Below are 18,980 nucleotides of genomic sequence, written 5' to 3'. Positions count from 1 at the left end.
TAATATGAATAAAACTTTTAATAAATCAATAAAATCTTATGCTAGGTTTTTAAAATCATATGCCCTAAGGGGTTTTACTTTCTCAAGTGATACACCTGATATGGCTAATGAGCCTAGATTAGCGGAAGATCAGAGACTTGATCCAGATGTTCGTGAAAATTTAAATGGATCAAATACAAATGTGGGACAAAATCCTCAAAATAATGAAAATGACAAATTAAAAGAAGAAGCTATCCTTTCTCCAGGTAAGGTAGCTGTCAGAAATTACTTTAGAAATCCACTTGGTGTTATTGGGCTTATAATGTTTATAGCAATTATCCTAATTGTATTTGTAGGGAGTGCTATATTACCATTTAATCAATATTATTCACAAGGTAATCTTACTAATGTAGCTCCAGGAGGAGCTTACATGAACTACCCTAAAGAGATGGAAAAAGAAGGAACTGAGAAAATATCCATAGGTAATACATTTGCTGTCGGCCTTACTAAAGAAGGCAATGTTTATGTTTGGGGATCAGATAATGAAGATAAGATTATATCTATACCTGAAAAGGTAAAAGATGGTCTCGATGGCAAAAAGGTTACCGATGTTACTGCAGGAGATAGACATATACTAGTAGCAACTGAAGATAACGAAATATATGGTTGGGGAAATAATTCTTTCCAACAAACTGAAATGCCAAAGATGCAAGAAAGTCAAATCAAAAGCGAAGGTATAAAAAAACTTGGTGCAGGTGTTCAATATTCAGTTGTCCTAACAAATGCGAAAAATATCGTTGTTTGGGGTTCTACAATGGCAAGTCGTCTTAATCTAATACCATCAGATGTTCAAGGCAAAGTAGAAGATTTTGACACTTCTCCAATAAATATGATAGTAGCAAAGACAGATGGTACTGTTCAATTACTAGGTGTAATGGGAGCGGAAAATCAAACAGCTATGCCAAGTGAAGTAACAGATGGGTCACACTTTATCAAAAAAGTAGCCTTATCTAGTTCATCTGCAGCAGCACTTGATGATAAGGGTGAACTTTTTGTATGGGGTCCTTCTCGTTCGGGACTTACTGGGGATAAGATACCAAAATTTGAAGCTCCAATAGTGGATATTCAAGGTGGAGATACAACATTTACTGCACTTGATAAAAATGGAAAAATTTATACTTGGGGTAAGGATAATTACGGTGAGCTAAATGCTCCTGAAGGAGAATTTGACCAAATATATGCTTCTTACTTCAATCAATATGCAGTAGAAAAAGAAGGTGGAATTAAAACTTGGGGTCTTAATGGATTTAGATTTGGATCAGATGACCAAGGTCGTGATATTTTTACAAGACTTATTCATGGTGGTCGTATGACTATGATAATTGCCCTTATTTCTACAGTGATCCAAGTAGTTCTGGGTGTATTAATTGGTATGATATCAGGTTTTGCAGGCGGTAAGGTTGATAATGTATTAATGAGAATTTCTGAAATTATTTCATCATTCCCATTTTATCCAATGCTTATCTCCTTATCAGCTCTACTTCCGCCAGGAGCCAGTCAAACAAAGAGGATTACTATGGTAATGATACTTTTAGGTTTGCTTGGTTGGACAGGACTTGCTCGTCTTGTACGTGGACAAATACTTGCAGAACGTGAACGTGATTATATTACAGCTGCTCGTGCCCTAGGTGTGAGAAACTGGTCTATAATGATAAAACATATATTGCCAAATATACTTTCTATAGTTATAGTAAATGCAACTTTAGGATATGCTGGAAACTTACTAACAGAATCTGGTTTATCATTTTTGGGTTTTGGTGTTCAAGAACCTACACCATCTTGGGGTAATATGCTAACAGCAGCACAAAGCTCTGATGTACTTAACATCTACTGGTGGAGATGGATATTCCCAGTACTTGCAGTATTTTTAGCATCTTTTTCAGTAAACCTTATAGGTGATGCTATGCGTGATGCTATAGATCCAAGAGCAAATGAGAGATAGAGGAAAAGATGAGATTACTAGAAATTAACAAGCTTCACACATATTTCTCTACAAGAAAAGGCCTTATTAAGGCTGTTAATGGGGTTTCTTTCACTATAGATGAGGGAAAGACCTTAGGTCTTGTAGGAGAATCTGGTTCAGGTAAGAGTCAAACTGCTATGAGTATTTTGCAGTTATTTGAACCTAATCAAAAGATATATGAAGGGGAAATCATCTATAAAGGTGAGGATATGACTAAATATAGTCGTAGCCAAATGGAAAAGATAAGAGGTAATGAAATCTCTATGATTTTCCAAGAACCTATGAGCTCCCTAAACCCAGTATTTACAGTTGAAAAACAAATTTCAGAAGTACTCATGCTCCATAGGCATATGAGCAAACACGAAGCAGCAAAAAGATGCGAAGAGCTCCTAGCATCTGTAAAGATACCTAATCCGCATGTAGTAGCTAAACAATATCCATTTGAGCTATCAGGTGGTATGAACCAAAGGGTAATGATTGCTATGGCTCTTGCTTGTGAACCCAAACTTCTTATAGCAGATGAGCCTACAACAGCCCTAGACGTAACTATACAAGCTCAAATCCTAAGACTTATGAATGACTTAAAGCATAGACTTAATACCTCTATTCTTTTTATTACCCATGACCTTGGAGTAATTAATCAAATGGCAGATGAAGTTGCGGTAATGTATTCAGGACAGATAGTAGAGCAATCACCAGTAGAATTTATATTTAAACATGATATAACAGACTATAACCATCCATATACGGTAGCTTTATTAAACTCAATACCATCTATAACAAGTGATAAGAACCAAAGACTTGATATAATCCCTGGTTCTGTACCACATCCACTAAACTTACCACCAGGATGTAAATTTGCAGATAGATGTAGCTTTGCCACAGAAAAATGTGTAAATCAAATGCCTGAGCTAGTTGCACTTAATGAACATCAAAAAATCAGATGCCATTATCCAAATAGAAAGGAAAGAGAAGATGGAACATACACAAGATAAAAAGGTCTTATTTAAGATAAAAAATCTTAAAAAATATTTTCCATTAAAGAAAAAAGGTCTTTTCGATAAAGGTCCAGGATCTTATGTTCATGCTAATGAATCAATTACTATAGATATTTACCAAGGAGAGACTTTAGGTCTTGTAGGAGAATCAGGGTGTGGAAAGTCAACTTTTGGTAGAACACTTCTTCAAATATATGATCAAACAGAGGGAACAACTCTGTATTATGGAAAAACTTTAGAAGATATAGCTCCTGAATATATGGGAAAAATGATTAAAAACATTCCAAGTCAATTTCCTCATTATGCCAATGCTCAAAAAGAGCTAGAAGAAATTTATGCTAATCTAGATAAAGCTGATACAGATGAGGCTAGAGCAGAATTTAATGAAAAGGCTATGTTTAAACGACGTGAGATAGAAGAAAAATATCTTAATATGATAAGAATTGCTGGAGGTCTTTTAACCAGCAAAGATCTAGCTAAGGTATCTAATCTATTAGCTGATTATTACAAGCTTCTTAAAGAACGTGCAGCTATCTTAGAATCTATAGAAATATTTGAGTATAAGCTCCAAATGAGAACTAGACAATTGGATCAGTATCATAAAGCACTTGAAAATGATTCAAAATACCAGGATTTATTGGATAAAAGAGCTACACTTTCTAAAAAAGTTGGCGAAAAATACAACAAAATCGAAGAATATAGGCAGAGTCTTGCTGGTAATGAAGGCTTTAAAGAACTAGAAAGTCAAAGAGATAGTGGTATCGACTTATCAGAATTAAATGATGAAGAAATGAGAGCTATGAGAAAAGACCTACAAATGATCTTCCAAGATCCATATGGATCTCTCGACACTAAGATGACAGTAGGTAATATCATAGGTGAGGGCGTCCTAGGTCACGATTTATTTAAATCTAGAAAAGATAAGGGATACAATGAATATATTCAAGAAATTATGGAAGAATGTGGTCTAGCACCATATTTCTTGCATAGATATCCTCATCAATTTTCAGGTGGGCAAAGACAAAGAATAGGGATTGCAAGAGCCCTTGCCCTTAAACCAAGCTTTATAGTATGTGATGAAGCGGTATCAGCTCTTGACGTATCAATACAATCACAAATTATAAATTTACTTCAAGACTTAAAAGAGGAAAATAATTTAACTTATTTATTTATTACTCATGACCTATCAGTCGTAAAATATATATCTGATAGAATAGGTGTAATGTATCTTGGAGTTCTTGTAGAATTAGCAAGTACAGAACAAATCTTCGATAGTCCATACCATCCATATACTAAGGCCTTACTTCAAGCTATACCAAGAACAGACGTAGACCAAGGGCAAGAACTGCAAACTATTGAGGGAGATATACCATCAGCAGTAAATCCACCAAAAGGATGCCGTTTCCATACTAGATGTAAATATGCTATGGATATTTGTAAAACATATGTTCCAGAGCTTAAAGACTATGGTAATGGCCATTATGTATCTTGTCACTTGATGGAAGTAAGTGAAGAGGAGAAGCAAAAAGCTCTCGAAAAGAATAGGAAAGCCAAAAAAGAATTAGACCATGAATTAGAAGAGATGAGTGCTATATGAAAAAGCCTATAGATAGATTTGAAGGAAAAAGTGAAGAAGAAATCTATCAAAAAGAGCTGCTACTAGATGAGGATAATTTGGAAAAAAACGACCGTCTAGCTATGTTTTTAGCAGCACTTAAGGTATTTCTACCAGGTCTATTAATAGTAGTAGGTCCTCTATTACTATTTGCTATATTATTATGAAATTTAAAGGGTCTGTTGCAGAATGAATAAATTGTCCTAAAATAATCAGAAGAACCTCTACGGAAGTTTTGCCTATACGATCTGGCAAGTTATGTAAAAAGATTCCTAAGAGATTCTTCTGATGATGAGATGATAGTTATTTATAGTTTTGCAACGGCCCCATTTTTATTTATATAGATTAAAATTTATAAGAAAACTTGTAATTTTTTCTAAAAAGTGTTTTAATGATAAGGATAAAAAATTTCTAGGAAGATTTTTCTACAAATTTTTTTTGTCCATTTTTAGTGATTTCAAAGACAAATTTTTTTTGCCTATTTTTAAGAAAGGATACTTATGACATTTGATAATTCTATTAAAAAGACACTTGTAATTGGATCTGGTCCTATAGTTATAGGACAAGCAGCAGAGTTTGACTATTCTGGAACTCAAGCTATAGAAACTTTTAAATCTTTAGGGATTGAAACTATTTTAGTAAACTCAAATCCAGCAACAATAATGACTGATAAAGGTGTAGCTGACAAGACTTACATAGAGCCAATTACCATTGATGTAGTAGAAGAAATAATCAAAAAAGAAAGACCGGACTCAGTTATAGCCTCTATGGGTGGTCAAACAGGGCTAAATATGACCCTTGACTTACAAGAGTCGGGTATACTTGATAAATATAATGTAAGGCTTATAGGAACAGATATTAATGCTATTAAAAAGGGTGAAGACCGTGATCTTTTCCGTCAAACTATGAGAGAAATTGGTCAACCTATTATAGAATCAGAGATTGCAACAAGTCTTGAAGAAGGTAAAAAAGCAGCAGAGAAAATTGGATACCCACTTGTTATTAGACCTGCATATACCTTAGGAGGTACTGGCGGAGGATTTGCAGCTAACGAAAAGGAATTAATAGAAACTCTAAGCCTTGGGCTTTCCTTATCACCAGTTAATGAATGTCTTATAGAAAAATCTATAAAAGGTTGGTCTGAAATAGAATTTGAAGTTCTAAGAGATAATAATGGTGGCAAAGTCATAGTTTGCGATATGGAGAATGTGGACCCAGTAGGAGTTCATACAGGAGATTCAATAGTAGTGGCTCCATGTCAAACTCTTAAAAAAGAAACTGTTGATAGGTTAAAACAAGCTTCCTTTGATATAGTAGAGGCAATCGGTGTAAAGGGTGCTTGTAATGTTCAACTTGCTTACAACAAAGAAAATGATGAATATGCAGTTATAGAGATTAATCCAAGGGTATCTCGTTCATCAGCCCTAGCAAGTAAGGCAACAGGTTATCCTATAGCAAGAATTGCTACAAAGATTGCCACAGGACTTAACTTTGATGATATTCTTAATGAAACTACGGGAGAATCTCTTGGTACAGCAAGTCCTACTGTGGATTACACAGTAGTAAAAATACCAAAATGGCCTTTTGATAAGTTTAAAAATGCTAACAGAAAACTTGGCACTAAGATGATGGCTACAGGGGAAGTTATGGCCATAGGTGATAACTTTGAGGAAGCTCTCTTAAAAGGCATTAGATCTCTAGAAATAGGTAAGTTTGGTTTAGAGTCTAAGTTTTCTAAGACTAAATCTGATCAAGAACTAGAAAAAAGAATGGAGTATCCAGATGATGAGAGACTTTTTGATATAGCTGAGTTTATAAGACGTGGCAATTCTATAAAAAGAGTTCATGAGATTACAAAAATAGATATATTCTTCCTTGAAAAAATCGAAGATCTTGTAAAAACTGAACAAGGATTAAAAGAAAAATCTTTCTTTGACCTTGATAAGGAAACTTTCCTAAATTTAAAACAAAAAGGGTTTGCTGATAAGCTCATAGCAGATTCTACTAATGCTAGTTTAAAAGAAGTTATAGCAAAGAGAAAAGATTTTGATATTCGTCCTTCTTACAAAAAAGTAGATACATCAGCATTTAGAAACAATGGTGCCTATTATTATTCAACCTATAATGATAATATCAGCGTACAAGTAGATGATAAGAAGAAAGTTATAGTTATAGGGTCAGGTCCAATTAGGATAGGTCAAGGTATAGAGTTTGACTATTGCTCAGTACATTCTATAAAATCTCTTATAAATATGGGCATTGAAACTATAACTATCAACAATAACCCAGAAACAGTAAGTACAGACTTTGACACATCTGATAAGTTATACTTTGAACCACTTACTGAAGAAGATGTAAAAGAGATTATAGATATAGAAAAACCATATGGAATTATCCTAGCCTTTGGTGGACAAACAGCTATCAAGCTTGCCAAATCTTTAGACGAGTATGGAGTAAATATACTAGGAACTGGATTTGATGCTATAGATAGGGCAGAAGATCGTGAAAGATTTGAAGAGATGCTTAAGAAACTAGATATAAACCATCCACAAGGAGTAGGCGTTACTAGTGTAGAGGATGGTATAAAGGCTTTAGACAAGCTAGGTTATCCAGTACTCGTAAGACCTTCCTATGTTCTAGGTGGACAAGGTATGGAAATCACTTATGAAGAAGAAAAACTTAGATCTTACTTAGAGTCAGCTTTTGATCGTGATAGTGAAAATCCAGTCCTTATAGATAAGTACCTCATAGGTCGTGAGATAGAAGTAGATGCTATAGCAGACGGAGAGAATGTACTAATTCCTGGTATCATGGAACACTTAGAACGTGCAGGAGTTCACTCAGGAGATTCAACGTCAATTTATCCACCTATAAATATTAGCGATAAAATCAAAGAAAAAATATTAGACTATACTACAAAACTTGCCCTAGAACTTGGAATCAACGGTATGATTAATATTCAATTTATAGAATACGACGATGATTTATATGTCATAGAGGTAAATCCTAGGGCATCCCGTACAGTTCCATATATCTCAAAGGTAACAGGTCTTCCAATAGTTGATATAGCAACAAAGCTTATGATGGGAGAAAAACTAAAAGACATGGGATATGGAACAGAAATATACAAAGAAGCAAAGATGACTTGTGTAAAAGTTCCAGTATTTTCCTTAAATAAACTTGCACGTGTAGAAGTATCCTTAGGACCAGAAATGAAATCTACAGGAGAAGTACTAGGCATAGGTAATAGCTTAGAAGAAGCACTCTATAAAGGATTTTTTGCAAGTGGAGAACCTATATCTAAAAACCACAAAAAAGTCTTAGCAACAATAAATGACACAGATAAGGAAGAATTCTTAGAAATAGCTAAGGATATGAAAGATCTAGGCTACGAATTTATAGCAACCTATGGAACAAGTGATATGCTAAAAGCAAATGGTATAGACTCAACTAGAGTTTCAAAAATAGGTAATAACGAAAATCAAGATATAGATATATTAGAACTAATAGAAAGTGGAAAAATAGATCTAGTAGTTAATACGCCAACCAAGGCAGGAGATAGCGAACGTGACGGATTTAAGATCAGACGTAAGGCTATAGAATATGGTGTAGAGATTATTACGAGCCTAGATACCCTAAGAGCAAGGATAGATATAGCAAGTTCAAACTTTAACGACTTAGATCTAAATATATATGAATTAGGAGAAGTATCTGAGTAAATTATATATATATATATGAAGTATCCTTGGGAATAAAAAGATCAAATTTTAGGAGATTAATATGGCAAATTTAAATATAAAAGATTTATGGACTGAGCATAGAGACTCAGCAATAGCCCACTGGGGCAATCTAAAAACAGAACCCCTAGAAGCAGACTTTACAAGTGTAGAAAACTTCAAAGAGTTTTTAATAGGTCAATATGGTTGGGACGATCATACAGCAAAAGAAGAGCTAAAGTGGTTTTCAGACTTTTCCAGAACTTTTGAAAGTAAATAAAAAAATTTAATTGGAGCTGTTGCAAAACTATGAATAATGTTGGAAGGATTTATTCATTTTGCAACAGCCTTTTTTTCCTTCTTTTTACTTATTTATATTCTCACCATCTCTAAATTTAATTTTAGAGTTGACTCATTCTATTTATTTACAATTTATCATTTATAAAAAATTAATATTATATTGACAATTAAAAAATGAAATTTATTATGATTATGAAAAGAGCTATAGCTCTTTTGAAGAATTTTCGAAAGTAATTGAGGAATATATTGATTATTACAATAACGAAAGAATTCAATCAAAAACAAAATGGATGCCACCTACAAAGTATAGGTTAGCATCCACTACAATTAGTTAATTATATATTGTGTCCAGTTTTATGGGTACACATCAAAGAGCACTCTTTTAAATATATTATCCTCCTATGACCAAGACTATGAAGGAGAAGTTAACTTAAATAATTTATCCATAGGATATTTATATCAAGATGATCTTTTGCTAAAAAACCTAACTGTAAGAGATAATCTGAAGCTTGAAGAATATGCTCAAAATAAAATAATAGATCAAAAAGGAATCAATATTATATCTACTAAACTTGGGATAGATGAGTTATTAGATAAAAAAGTTTCTGATTTATCTGGTGGTGAAAGAAAAAAACTATCAATTGCTCAGTTAATAATAAAAGATAAGGATGTAATATTTCTAGATGAGCCAACAGCAAATATAGAAAAGACCTACGCCAAGGATCTTATGCAATATTTACTGGATACTTTTAAAGAAAAAATAGTACTTATAGCTACTCATGATCAAATGCCTATATTTAATAGAGATATTAAGGAATTGACTCTAAAGGGGGCTAAAATATATGGACTATAATATTATCAAGATAGTAAATAATAAAAGAAAGAAGATTCTTAATATTCTTTTTATAATTTTCATTTTGGTATCTATAATTTTATCATTTGTATTGTCTTATTCATTAGGTCAATATAAAATGACAAAGTCAAATTTTACCGATAATGACTATGCTAAAATAGTAGAAGTTTCTATGGCAAGATCTTCTAATAATGAGAATAGATCTTTAGAAGAAAAAGATATAGAAGAAATCCAAAAAATTATGGAGGATTCACCTTATAAGGTAGATATATATCCTTCCTATGCTATAAATTTTGGAATATCTGCTAATGATGGAAATGTATATTATTTAAAATCTTTTTCTGATAATCTTTTTAAAGACAATTCTATTGATGTAACAAATAGTGCAATTATAAAGTTTAATAGTAGTCTAAAAAATATAAGATTAGATATACCAATAGTAAAAGAAAAGGATGGAAATTATAGCTCTGATAAGTTATTTCATAAGAATTTTAAATTAATTAGCATAGATTCGAATTCTATTTTATCTAAATATTTTTCAGATAATGAACTTTTAATAAGCCAAGAAGATTTTCAAAAAATAAGTGAAAAGATGTCTGAAAACTATAAGAATCAAGATTTAAAGAAAATTTTAGTAAAGACTAGTGATATATCTAATGTAAGAAAAGTAGCTAAATTATTGACCAAGCAAGGTTATGAAGAAACAGATGCTTTTATGTACTATAATGATTTGGATAGCAGTATATCTTCTACTCTTAAGATTAGTAAGCTAGTTATTGTAATTTTATTTATCTTTACTTTAATAGTATTGCCATTAATATATGAGATTAGTCTAAAAAGTTCAGTAGGAGATATTGCTGTTTTAAAACATATGGGTTTTTGCCAAAAACAGATTGAAAAGATATATATGGATCCTATTATTAAAGGAATTGGTATTTCATGTATCATAGTTATAGTAATTAATTTTATTTTATATAAGTTTGGTATAATAAAAGGATTTACAGACTTTTTAAATATCATTATATCAATAGGGATATTAGCCGTATTATTGATTATAATAATACATTTGAGATTAAAAGAATACTCTAAAGAGAATATATTAAATTTAATGAAAAAATTAAAGATTCAAGAGTAGGATAAATTATTAACACATATGAAAAGAAAATAATAATAATGCAAATCGCTAAGCTTATTAAGCATGGGGTAATTAATATAGAAATTAATTTTTAAAACAGCTTTTTAATAAAACTTAGCGATTTTTCATTATCTATTTTATTAAGTTTAGTAAGTAAATGTTAGTTCTATATAGACTAAATAATTAACCATAAATACATTAAGTGAGTTAATACTTTTATTAGTTAAATATTCCCATAAAGAAGTCACCTAGAAGTGATGATATTAGGAAAGTTCCTACTATTACAAATATAGCCACTATTATACCCTTGATTCCAACTGACTTGAAAGCTCCCCAGTCTTTGCCTATTATAACTCCTGCATAGGCGAGTATTGGGGTAATTATCGCATTTATATTAACCCCTTCTACGCTTTTTATAACAAAGTCTGAAACTGGGGATATTGGACTTGCAAGCAAAATTGCTATTATAGAAATCCATAGTACAGATGATATCTTTTTAAGAGGGACTACATAGGATAGGAAGTAACCAGCAAGAGTAATAGCTGATAGAACTACTATACCAGGTAGGGAATTACCAAATGTATCATATCCTATCATATTTGAAACTGTGCAGGCTATTATAGTAAATAATAGAGCTATTAATATTGATGGAAAATCAGTTTTGAACTTTTGCATCTTTTCCTCCTCTAAGCCTATTTAGCTTTTTATATAAAAATTCTGTCAGTGGTAATCCCAAAAATATACCTAGTGGCAAGGCTATTACACTCGAGATTAGATTTGAAAGTCCTGCAAATGCTGTCATCTCTGCTTCTAGGTTAGGATAATTAGCAATCAAAGCAGAAAGCCCAGCTGTCATCATAGATGCTGAGCCTGCACCAGTTCCCATAGCTGCTGCTTGAGGGCTTACTATACCTAAACTAATAGTGATTGATGTTAGTATGCTTAAAATTATAGGTCCAAGGATAGTTCCTATAATATAAACGGCCATTACACCCCTAAATTCAGGAGACTCTGCTCCATAATTATCTTGGATAAGTCCAACATTGGCCTCTCTACTTAAGGCATGGCACATGCCTATTGATTCTCTTTTTAAACCTAGAAGTATGGCGATTGGTAAAGAAATAATTATAGTTCCAAGATTACCAAAATTTTGAAGTACAAGGGCAAGTCCAGCTTCTTTGATAGCTTCAAGCTGTGATCCACTTGCGACTCCAAGCTTTGCAATTAGTATTGCAAGCATTAAGCTCATCATAGAATTTGCTGACGGTGCATCCTTTTCACTCATTGATTTTATAGGAGACATGTATAAAGCAAATGCTAATATCATAGCCCATATTAATGGAGAAAAGACTATGGTAATCCCTCCTATATTTAAGTTTTTAGGCCCTATGAGGATACTTATAATAGCTATAATAATTACTGATATATGTAGCCTTAGATCTTCTTTTAATTTAAATTTATGCATAATTCATTCCTATTGTAGTATTTCAAAAGCAGAAGCCACAAATGTAGCAACTCCCTTATAGAATAGTGATTCGTCAAGGTTAAATCTAGGGCTATGATTAGGATAGCATATACCATCAGAATGTTCTTTTAGATTTGACAAGAACATAAAGCAACCAGGTACTTCTTTTTGATAAAACGCCATATCTTCTCCGCCCATTACTGGTTTTCTCATTTCAAATACATCTTCTGGGATCATTTTGGAAACTATACTTTTAATTTGATTTGTAAATTCTGGATCATTATCTAGCACAGGATAAAATCTTTGATAATTTACTTTAGCGGAGCCACCATAAGTTCTAGCAATACCATCTGATATTTCACTGATTCTTTTTTCAACAATATCTCTTACGTCCTCATCTAATGCTCTAGATGTACCCATCATATCAACCTTATCTGGGATAATATTTTGTGTAAATCCACCATCAATTTTGCAAACGGAAACTACCGCACTATCCACGGGTGCTATTTCTCTTGATATAATTTTTTGCAGACCTAGTAATATTTCCGCAGAAATTATAATTGGGTCTACTGCAGCATGAGGACTTGCTCCATGTCCACCTTTTCCATTGACTTCTATAGTAAACTTATCCATAGCAGCCATCATCTCATTTTCTTTAAAGGCAATGCTTCCTCTAGGCACATCAGCAAGGTGACCACCGTGCATACCGACTATGAAATCGACCTTAGGATTTTCAAGGACTCCTTCTTCTATCATAGGTTTTGCACCACCAGGGATTTCTTCGCCTGGTTGGAAGATAAATTTAACAGATCCTTTTAGTTTATCCTTGTTTTCGTTGATAATTTTTGCAGCAGTTAGAGCTATGGCTGTATGAGAGTCATGTCCACATGCGTGCATCTTGCCAGGATGAGTAGATGCAAAATCTAAACCAGTTTCTTCTGTAATTGGAAGGGCATCCATGTCAGTTCTGATAGCAAGACATTTGCCTGGCAGGCTTCCTTCTATTAAGGCTGATAGACCGTTGCCATTTACGTATTCTTTGTACTTAATGCCAAATTCATCAAGCTTTGATTTAACAAAGGCAACAGTTTTTGGTAAGTTTAGTTCCAATTCTGGGATCTTATGTAGTTCACGTCTCATTTCTATGCAAAGATCTTCGTTATCTTTAGCAAGTTTGATATAATCCATATTTATTCTCCTTTATGATTTAGATTATAATTTATTTATTTTACTAATTATATGAAGATACAAAATGCTTGTCAACTAAATTCTTTTATCGAACGAACTTAAAAATTGGGTATGTATAAACTATAAGAGATACTAGATAAAATAAAAAGGAGTAAATATGACTAAGGAAATAGTAAGAAAACAAGATTTTGAATTATATTTTAAACCAGATTGTCCTTTTTGCTTAAAAGTATTAAATTACTTTAAAGATAATGGTATTATAAAATTTATTTCATATAATATAGAAGATGAAACAGCAGGATATGAAAATCAAGAAAAGCTTGAAAAAGTTGGAGGCAAGATCCAAGTACCATGCCTAGTAGTAGATGGCAAAGCTATGTATGAATCTGATGATATTATAGAATATGCTAAGGAAAACCTTGTAAAATAATTACATTTAGAGTAAACTCTCAGGGAATCTTCCCTGAGAGTTTTTGTGTGTATTAATTGAAAGTTACACATTTGGAAAAGTTTATATTTGTTGGCTATAAGTAACTCTTATAACAGATATAATTTATAGATATTTAACATTGCTGGCGTTTAATGTTAATATTTAATTAGAAAACGTTATCATGAATGGAGGTGAGAATAATGAATACCGAAAGAAAATCAGCAAAAGCTTTGATACCTATGCTAGTTTTTATTATTCTATATTTGTTAACAGGGCTTGTATTACAAGCTTCAGGAGCAGAGATGGCCTTTTACCAGCTTCCCCCACCTGTAGCTGCATTTGTAGGCATAATAGTAGCCTTTATTATTTTTAAAGGTAGTATCGAACAAAAAGCAGATACTTTTATAGAGGGTTGTGGAGACTCAAACATAATTATAATGTGTTTAATTTATTTACTAGCCGGTGCCTTTTCAACTTTAGCAAAAGCATCAGGAGGAGTTGAGTCTGTAGTAGGTATAGGACTAAGCTTAGTGCCAGTAAGATTTCTTACAGGGGGAGTATTTTTAATATCTTCCTTTTTATCACTGGCAACAGGTTCATCAGTAGGTGCTATCACAGCTCTAGGTCCTATAGCAATAGGTCTTTCATCTACAGGAGGAACAAATCCTGCTATGATGTTAGGCGCTCTAGTGGGTGGGGCTATGTTTGGTGACAATCTATCAATCATATCAGATACTAACATAGCAGCAACTAGAACTCAAAAAATAGATATGAAGGATAAATTTAAATTAAATATTAGAATGGCACTTCCAAGTGCTATAATAACGTTTTTTCTATTTTTATTCTTAGCAAAACCCGATGGTACTCCTCAAATAAGCAATATTTCATACAATATAGTAGATATACTACCATATGTATTTGTATTTATAGCAGCCCTTGCTGGAGTAAATGTATTAGTAGTCTTAACTGGTGGAGTATTTTTTTCAACTATTCTATTGTTAACTAAGACAAGTTTTGATTTATTAAATGCTGGACAGCTCATATGGGAAGGATTTACTGGTATGTTTGAAATATTCCTTTTATCCATGTTTATAGGTGGTCTCTCTCATATGGTTGAGAAGGAGGGCGGTATAAACTGGATTATTTCAAAGATTGAGAAGTCTATAAAAAGCAAGAGGTCCGCAGAAGTAGGAATAATAACTCTGGTATCTATAGCTGATATAGCTGTAGCAAATAATACAGTGGCTATCATAATTTCTGGGCCTATAGCAAAAAATATGTGCAGTAAATATAAAATTGACCCTCGAAGATCAGCCTCCTTATTAGATACCTTTGCTTGTATTTTCCAAGGTATTATACCTTACTCTGCACAGGTTTTAATAGCAGCTGGATTTACGAATGGATCTGTATGTCCCTTAGATATAATGCCATATTTATGGTATCAGTTCATTTTGTTAATATTTGCTGTAATATCAGTATACATACCATATGCTAACCCGAAAGGAGAATGGGACTACGAGAAAGATCTCCCAAAGGATAGCGCTAATTCACAGAAGAATCTTCAGGCAAACAATTTATAAGCTCAATTTTAGTAAGTTTAATAAATTCTTTTGAAAGAGGACTTAATTTATTGGATGACTTATATATGTATCCTATATCCATAGAAAGTTTTTCTGGATTATATAGCTTTATAGATTTTATATTAGGAAATCCAGAGTAAGGATCAATACAACCAGTTCCTATATTGAAAGCATTAGAATTTGCAATAAGACTTAAGGTAGTTCCTTTATCTTTAGTGTATATAATTTGTTTGTGGTCAGGTAAGTTAGTAAATTCTTCAGGTAATATTGTAGTTTCATTTTGCTCATATATAATCATAGGATAATTGTAAAGGCTTTCGGATTTTATCATATCTTCAGCTGCTAGGGGATGAGTATCTCTTAAGAATATATGGGGGTTAACGTTTGCTAATGATCTATAAGTTAATTTCTTATCTTTAAATAAGCTAAATATTGCTTTTTCATAAGATGAATTAACATATATGAAAGCTAAATCGCTGTAGTCTTTTTCTACATGTTCTATGGCTTCTAAGGAAGTGCTTTCTTTAAGAAAAAATTTAAAGTTATCTTCCTTATATTTATTAATCAATTTTATAAAGGAGGATACTATAAAGTTGTAATGTTGGCTAGAAACTCTTAGTGAAAGCTCATCCTCTTTGGGGTTATGTATGTATTCTCTTTTTAGAGCGCTGTATGAATTTACTAATTTGTTGCATTTGATCAGAAACTCCAAGCCCTTTGGAGTGGTTTGACAGCCAGAATTTGTCCTTATAAATATCTCGAATCCTAGCTCGTTTTCTAAATCTGCTATGGCTTGAGATATAGCGGGCTGAGAGATATATAGTTTTGATGCTGCTTTAGAAAAGGATCCAGTTTTAGAAACTTCTACAGCATATAATATTTTATTTAAGTCCATAAGTAACTCCTTAAAGTATTTATATATTCAATTATAGATTTTAAGGTTAACAATGTAAAATTTAGGAGGGTAAATAATGATAAAAGATTTTAATGATAAAAGATTTTCAACAAAGACAATCCATGGAGGAGATTATAGCAACGAATTTGGAAGTTTGGGTATACCGATATACCAGACTTCAACATTTATATTTAAAGATGCAGATGAAGGAGCAAGAAGATTTGCCCTTGAGGAAGATGGATTTATATACTCAAGATTAGGTAACCCAACCAACCAAGCAGTTGAAAATAAACTTGCTTTACTTGAACATGCTGAGGCAGCAGTATCATTTTCATCTGGTATGGGGGCTATTACCTCATCCATATGGCCATTTGTTAAAGCAGGAGATCATATATTAGCTTGTAAGACTCTTTATGGATGTACATTCGCCTTTTTAAATGAAATTCAAAAATTTAATATCGAAGTAGACTTTATCGATATGACAGATCTTGATAATGTAAGAAACTCTATAAGGGAGAACACTAGGTTAGTTTACCTAGAAACTCCAGCTAATCCAACCCTTGATGTTATTGATATAAAGGCTATATCAGAGATTGCCAAGGCAAATAGTAAAGATACTATGGTTATAACAGATAATACATTTGCAACACCATTTTTACAAAATCCACTTAAACTTGGAGCTGATATTGTAGTTCACTCAGCAACTAAGTACCTAAATGGCCATGGAGATGTAATAGCAGGATTCTCAGCAGGAAAAAAAGATTTAATGACTCAAGTTAGATTTATAGGTCAAAAAGACTTTACTGGATCAGTGCTTAGCCCAAATGATGCTTTTATGATTTATAGAGGAATGAAAACTCTAGGAATCCGAATGGAAAAGCATATAGCAAATGCCAAAGAGATAGTTAATTTTTTAGTAGATCATCCAAAGGTAAAGAAAGTAAACTATCCTGGCTTAGAAGACTTTGTAAATCATGAAGTAGCAAAAGAGCAGATGAATGACTACGGAGCTATGATATCATTTGAAGTTGAAGGTGGCTTAGAAGCAGGCAAGACTATAATGAACAATGTTAAGTTATGTTCATTAGCCGTTTCTTTAGGAGATGCAGAAACATTGATCGAACATCCAGCTAGCATGACTCATTCAACTTATAGTCCAGAAGATTTGAAAGAAGCAGGTATAGATCCAGGTTTAGTAAGACTTTCACCTGGACTTGAAGATGCAGAAGATATAATAGAAGACCTAAGAGAAGCTATGGATAAAATTAAGTAAAAAATAAACTAAAAATTTTGTATATAAAAAAGAGTTATTGCACAAACTCATGTGTAATAACTCTTTTTCTTTAACAATTAACCTTAATCTACCATTTCATAGTCAATATCATCTATTACTTCAGATTTTTTGGCATCCATTATATAATCTGGGATCATTTTATTTGCTATAGAAAATAAGACTGTCATGACGATGGCATCATCAAACCAACCTAAAAATGGAATAGCATCTACTACTAGGTCAGCTGGCAATATTGCATAAGCAATTGCAGCGACTACAGCAAGTTTAGCTATAATTGGTGTATTTTTATTTGTTAGAGCCTTAAAAAAAGCTGGAATTGAAGTTCTAATTGTATTGAATTTATTCATAAAAACTCCTTTATTAAAACAAGTTTAAATATAATTTATTTACATCATTATTATACTTCAAATATTTGAAAGTCAAGTTTAATTATTTTAAGTTTATTAAAATGTTTTATCTTTGGTATAATATCTATAAGGAGTTAATATGGGAATTAGATATAGAAAAAGTATAAATCTCGGTAAGGGTTTTCGTGTAAATATGAGTAAGACGGGTCCTGGTTTTAGCTGGGGTGGCAAGGGATACAGGATAACTCGTACTGCAAATGGTAACATCAGGGGTACAGCCTATATACCTGGAACAGGCATTTCATATCAAAAAGATTTTGGAAATCCTCATAAAAAAATTAATACAGCTAGCAAGGAAAAGTCATCCTCAAAAAATACAAAGTCAAGGTCAAGTGAGCCAACAAGTGTAAATATGAGAAGATTTGAGAATGACCTTTCTGCTATAAATCCAGGATCAATGGCAGATGTTATAGAGATTAGTCAAGAAAATAGGAGCAAAAAAATCCTAGCTATTTTACTAGTGGTAGTTGGTATAGGTCTTGCTATTGTCAATCCCTTGTTTTTGATCCTAGCTATTTTAGGGCTTATTTTGTTATTTTATAACAAATCAAATGACAAAATTGCTATAGACTATGACATGACAGAAGATGCTAAGAAAGAGCTAGATGCTAGCAATGATTTCCTTGCAGGAATCATGGAATCTGACCAAGTTTGGCTTGTAAGATCAGTAGAGGAATTACCAGAAACAAGTGAAGCTGATATGAAGATTAACCAGCGTATATCAATGAAATTTAGTAAGGATAATGATGAAATAGAAACTAATGCAGAAACATTTACTCTGTCTAATGACCAAACTAAACTAATATTTTTACCAGATGCATTGTTTATTAAAGAAGGATCCAAAATGTCTGCTTTAAGCTTTAATGATATGGAAATAAGTTTGCATAAGCTTACATTTTTGGAAGAAGATAGACCTCCAGCTGATGCTACACTACTAGGTAAAACATATGAGCATACCAATAAGGATGGTAGTCCTGATAAAAGATTTAAGGAAAATAGAGAGTTAAATATTGTAGAATATGGAGTTCTTTCCCTATATAAAGAACCAGGACTTAATAGCTTTATAGTATTTTCAGACACAGTTCTAGATGGAGAATAGGAG

General features: G+C 32.5%; 18 protein-coding genes. 13 read left to right on the top strand and 5 right to left on the bottom strand.

Annotated features, from left to right (window positions below):
• The first annotated feature begins 4 nt into the window (after window positions 1–4).
• The 9 genes from J2Z39_RS05925 to J2Z39_RS05885 all read left to right on the top strand — a co-directional run bounded on the left by J2Z39_RS05925 (window position 5) and on the right by J2Z39_RS05885 (window position 10,619).
• The gene (locus J2Z39_RS05925; protein ID WP_117521934.1) at window positions 5–1,981 is read left to right on the top strand and encodes an ABC transporter permease subunit; all 1,977 of its coding nucleotides are present in this window, start codon (window positions 5–7) and stop codon (window positions 1,979–1,981) included.
• 8 nt (window positions 1,982–1,989) lie between these two features.
• Window positions 1,990–2,997, top strand: coding sequence for an ABC transporter ATP-binding protein (locus J2Z39_RS05920; RefSeq protein ID WP_209814266.1), 1,008 nt, complete (start codon window positions 1,990–1,992; stop codon window positions 2,995–2,997).
• Window positions 2,978–4,597 (top strand): oligopeptide/dipeptide ABC transporter ATP-binding protein, encoded by a 1,620-nt coding sequence (locus J2Z39_RS05915; RefSeq protein ID WP_209814264.1) that lies wholly within the window; start codon window positions 2,978–2,980, stop codon window positions 4,595–4,597. The genes J2Z39_RS05920 and J2Z39_RS05915 overlap by 20 nt, the downstream gene beginning before the upstream one ends.
• Window positions 4,594–4,782, top strand: a complete 189-nt coding sequence (locus J2Z39_RS05910; RefSeq protein WP_117521937.1) for a hypothetical protein — start codon at window positions 4,594–4,596, stop codon at window positions 4,780–4,782. The genes J2Z39_RS05915 and J2Z39_RS05910 overlap by 4 nt, the downstream gene beginning before the upstream one ends.
• A 333-nt stretch (window positions 4,783–5,115) precedes the next feature.
• The gene (gene carB, locus J2Z39_RS05905; RefSeq protein WP_117521938.1) at window positions 5,116–8,334 is read left to right on the top strand and encodes a carbamoyl-phosphate synthase large subunit; all 3,219 of its coding nucleotides are present in this window, start codon (window positions 5,116–5,118) and stop codon (window positions 8,332–8,334) included.
• A gap of 61 nt (window positions 8,335–8,395) precedes the next feature.
• Window positions 8,396–8,611 (top strand): hypothetical protein, encoded by a 216-nt coding sequence (locus J2Z39_RS05900; protein WP_117521939.1) that lies wholly within the window; start codon window positions 8,396–8,398, stop codon window positions 8,609–8,611.
• 199 nt (window positions 8,612–8,810) lie between these two features.
• Window positions 8,811–8,966 (top strand): IS3 family transposase, encoded by a 156-nt coding sequence (locus J2Z39_RS08710; protein WP_117521993.1) that lies wholly within the window; start codon window positions 8,811–8,813, stop codon window positions 8,964–8,966.
• Window positions 8,966–9,484, top strand: coding sequence for an ATP-binding cassette domain-containing protein (locus tag J2Z39_RS05890; protein WP_209814315.1), 519 nt, complete (start codon window positions 8,966–8,968; stop codon window positions 9,482–9,484). The genes J2Z39_RS08710 and J2Z39_RS05890 overlap by 1 nt, the downstream gene beginning before the upstream one ends.
• Window positions 9,474–10,619 carry an ABC transporter permease family protein gene (locus J2Z39_RS05885; RefSeq protein WP_209814262.1) on the top strand — a complete coding sequence of 382 codons (1,146 nt, stop codon included), beginning with the start codon at window positions 9,474–9,476 and terminating at the stop codon, window positions 10,617–10,619. The genes J2Z39_RS05890 and J2Z39_RS05885 overlap by 11 nt, the downstream gene beginning before the upstream one ends.
• Window positions 10,620–10,838: 219 nt before the next feature.
• Here J2Z39_RS05885 and J2Z39_RS05880 read toward each other — a convergent pair whose 3' ends face one another.
• Genes J2Z39_RS05880 through J2Z39_RS05870 form a run of 3 tightly spaced genes read right to left on the bottom strand, consistent with a single transcriptional unit; the run spans window position 10,839 to window position 13,272 of the window.
• A complete protein-coding gene (locus J2Z39_RS05880; RefSeq protein ID WP_117521942.1) occupies window positions 10,839–11,294 on the bottom strand; it encodes a hypothetical protein in 456 nt (151 codons plus the stop codon).
• Window positions 11,275–12,084, bottom strand: a complete 810-nt coding sequence (locus tag J2Z39_RS05875; protein WP_209814260.1) for a DUF3100 domain-containing protein — start codon at window positions 12,082–12,084, stop codon at window positions 11,275–11,277. Before J2Z39_RS05875 ends, J2Z39_RS05880 begins: the two co-directional genes overlap by 20 nt.
• 9 nt (window positions 12,085–12,093) lie before the next feature.
• Window positions 12,094–13,272, bottom strand: a complete 1,179-nt coding sequence (locus tag J2Z39_RS05870; RefSeq protein WP_209814258.1) for a M20 metallopeptidase family protein — start codon at window positions 13,270–13,272, stop codon at window positions 12,094–12,096.
• Window positions 13,273–13,429: 157 nt separating this feature from the next.
• Here J2Z39_RS05870 and J2Z39_RS05865 point away from each other — a divergent pair, with 157 nt between their 5' ends.
• Both J2Z39_RS05865 and J2Z39_RS05860 read left to right on the top strand, forming a co-directional pair.
• Window positions 13,430–13,702, top strand: a complete 273-nt coding sequence (locus J2Z39_RS05865) for a glutaredoxin family protein (protein WP_209814257.1) — start codon at window positions 13,430–13,432, stop codon at window positions 13,700–13,702.
• Window positions 13,703–13,899: 197 nt separating this feature from the next.
• Entirely contained in the window at window positions 13,900–15,282 is a 1,383-nt protein-coding gene (locus J2Z39_RS05860; RefSeq protein ID WP_209814313.1) for a Na+/H+ antiporter NhaC family protein, read from the top strand.
• On the opposite strand, the gene J2Z39_RS05855 is transcribed toward J2Z39_RS05860, so the two are convergent.
• The gene (locus J2Z39_RS05855) at window positions 15,245–16,177 is read right to left on the bottom strand and encodes a LysR family transcriptional regulator (protein WP_209814255.1); all 933 of its coding nucleotides are present in this window, start codon (window positions 16,175–16,177) and stop codon (window positions 15,245–15,247) included. The two genes, J2Z39_RS05860 and J2Z39_RS05855, sit on opposite strands and share 38 nt — an antisense overlap.
• Before the next feature lie 76 nt (window positions 16,178–16,253).
• Here J2Z39_RS05855 and J2Z39_RS05850 point away from each other — a divergent pair, with 76 nt between their 5' ends.
• Window positions 16,254–17,450: an aminotransferase class I/II-fold pyridoxal phosphate-dependent enzyme gene (locus tag J2Z39_RS05850; RefSeq protein WP_117521947.1), complete on the top strand. Its 1,197-nt coding sequence runs from the start codon at window positions 16,254–16,256 to the stop codon at window positions 17,448–17,450.
• 83 nt (window positions 17,451–17,533) lie between these two features.
• Here the strand turns inward: J2Z39_RS05850 and J2Z39_RS05845 are convergent, their stop codons facing one another.
• On the bottom strand, window positions 17,534–17,818 hold the full coding sequence (locus J2Z39_RS05845; RefSeq protein WP_117521948.1) for a YkvA family protein: 285 nt from the start codon (window positions 17,816–17,818) through the stop codon (window positions 17,534–17,536).
• Window positions 17,819–17,957: 139 nt separating this feature from the next.
• Here J2Z39_RS05845 and J2Z39_RS05840 point away from each other — a divergent pair, with 139 nt between their 5' ends.
• The gene (locus tag J2Z39_RS05840) at window positions 17,958–18,977 is read left to right on the top strand and encodes a DUF4236 domain-containing protein (protein ID WP_209814253.1); all 1,020 of its coding nucleotides are present in this window, start codon (window positions 17,958–17,960) and stop codon (window positions 18,975–18,977) included.
• Window positions 18,978–18,980: the final 3 nt, after the last annotated feature.

The sequence above is a fragment of the Anaerococcus nagyae genome, from assembly GCF_017874535.1.
GTDB lineage: Bacteria > Bacillota > Clostridia > Tissierellales > Peptoniphilaceae > Anaerococcus > Anaerococcus nagyae.
This window is presented reverse-complemented; position numbering and strand designations above follow the sequence as displayed.

What these genes read in the sequence shown, in the direction of transcription:
- J2Z39_RS05925 (WP_117521934.1), top strand. Translation starts at nt 5, where the DNA reads ATGAATAAAACTTTTAATAAATCAATAAAATCTTATGCTAGGTTTTTA.
- J2Z39_RS05920 (WP_209814266.1), top strand. Translation starts at nt 1,990, where the DNA reads ATGAGATTACTAGAAATTAACAAGCTTCACACATATTTCTCTACAAGA.
- J2Z39_RS05915 (WP_209814264.1), top strand. Translation starts at nt 2,978, where the DNA reads ATGGAACATACACAAGATAAAAAGGTCTTATTTAAGATAAAAAATCTT.
- J2Z39_RS05910 (WP_117521937.1), top strand. Translation starts at nt 4,594, where the DNA reads ATGAAAAAGCCTATAGATAGATTTGAAGGAAAAAGTGAAGAAGAAATC.
- carB (WP_117521938.1), top strand. Translation starts at nt 5,116, where the DNA reads ATGACATTTGATAATTCTATTAAAAAGACACTTGTAATTGGATCTGGT.
- J2Z39_RS05900 (WP_117521939.1), top strand. Translation starts at nt 8,396, where the DNA reads ATGGCAAATTTAAATATAAAAGATTTATGGACTGAGCATAGAGACTCA.
- J2Z39_RS05885 (WP_209814262.1), top strand. Translation starts at nt 9,474, where the DNA reads ATGGACTATAATATTATCAAGATAGTAAATAATAAAAGAAAGAAGATT.
- J2Z39_RS05880 (WP_117521942.1), bottom strand. Translation starts at nt 11,294, where the DNA reads ATGCAAAAGTTCAAAACTGATTTTCCATCAATATTAATAGCTCTATTA.
- J2Z39_RS05875 (WP_209814260.1), bottom strand. Translation starts at nt 12,084, where the DNA reads ATGCATAAATTTAAATTAAAAGAAGATCTAAGGCTACATATATCAGTA.
- J2Z39_RS05870 (WP_209814258.1), bottom strand. Translation starts at nt 13,272, where the DNA reads ATGGATTATATCAAACTTGCTAAAGATAACGAAGATCTTTGCATAGAA.
- J2Z39_RS05865 (WP_209814257.1), top strand. Translation starts at nt 13,430, where the DNA reads ATGACTAAGGAAATAGTAAGAAAACAAGATTTTGAATTATATTTTAAA.
- J2Z39_RS05855 (WP_209814255.1), bottom strand. Translation starts at nt 16,177, where the DNA reads ATGGACTTAAATAAAATATTATATGCTGTAGAAGTTTCTAAAACTGGA.
- J2Z39_RS05850 (WP_117521947.1), top strand. Translation starts at nt 16,254, where the DNA reads ATGATAAAAGATTTTAATGATAAAAGATTTTCAACAAAGACAATCCAT.
- J2Z39_RS05845 (WP_117521948.1), bottom strand. Translation starts at nt 17,818, where the DNA reads ATGAATAAATTCAATACAATTAGAACTTCAATTCCAGCTTTTTTTAAG.
- J2Z39_RS05840 (WP_209814253.1), top strand. Translation starts at nt 17,958, where the DNA reads ATGGGAATTAGATATAGAAAAAGTATAAATCTCGGTAAGGGTTTTCGT.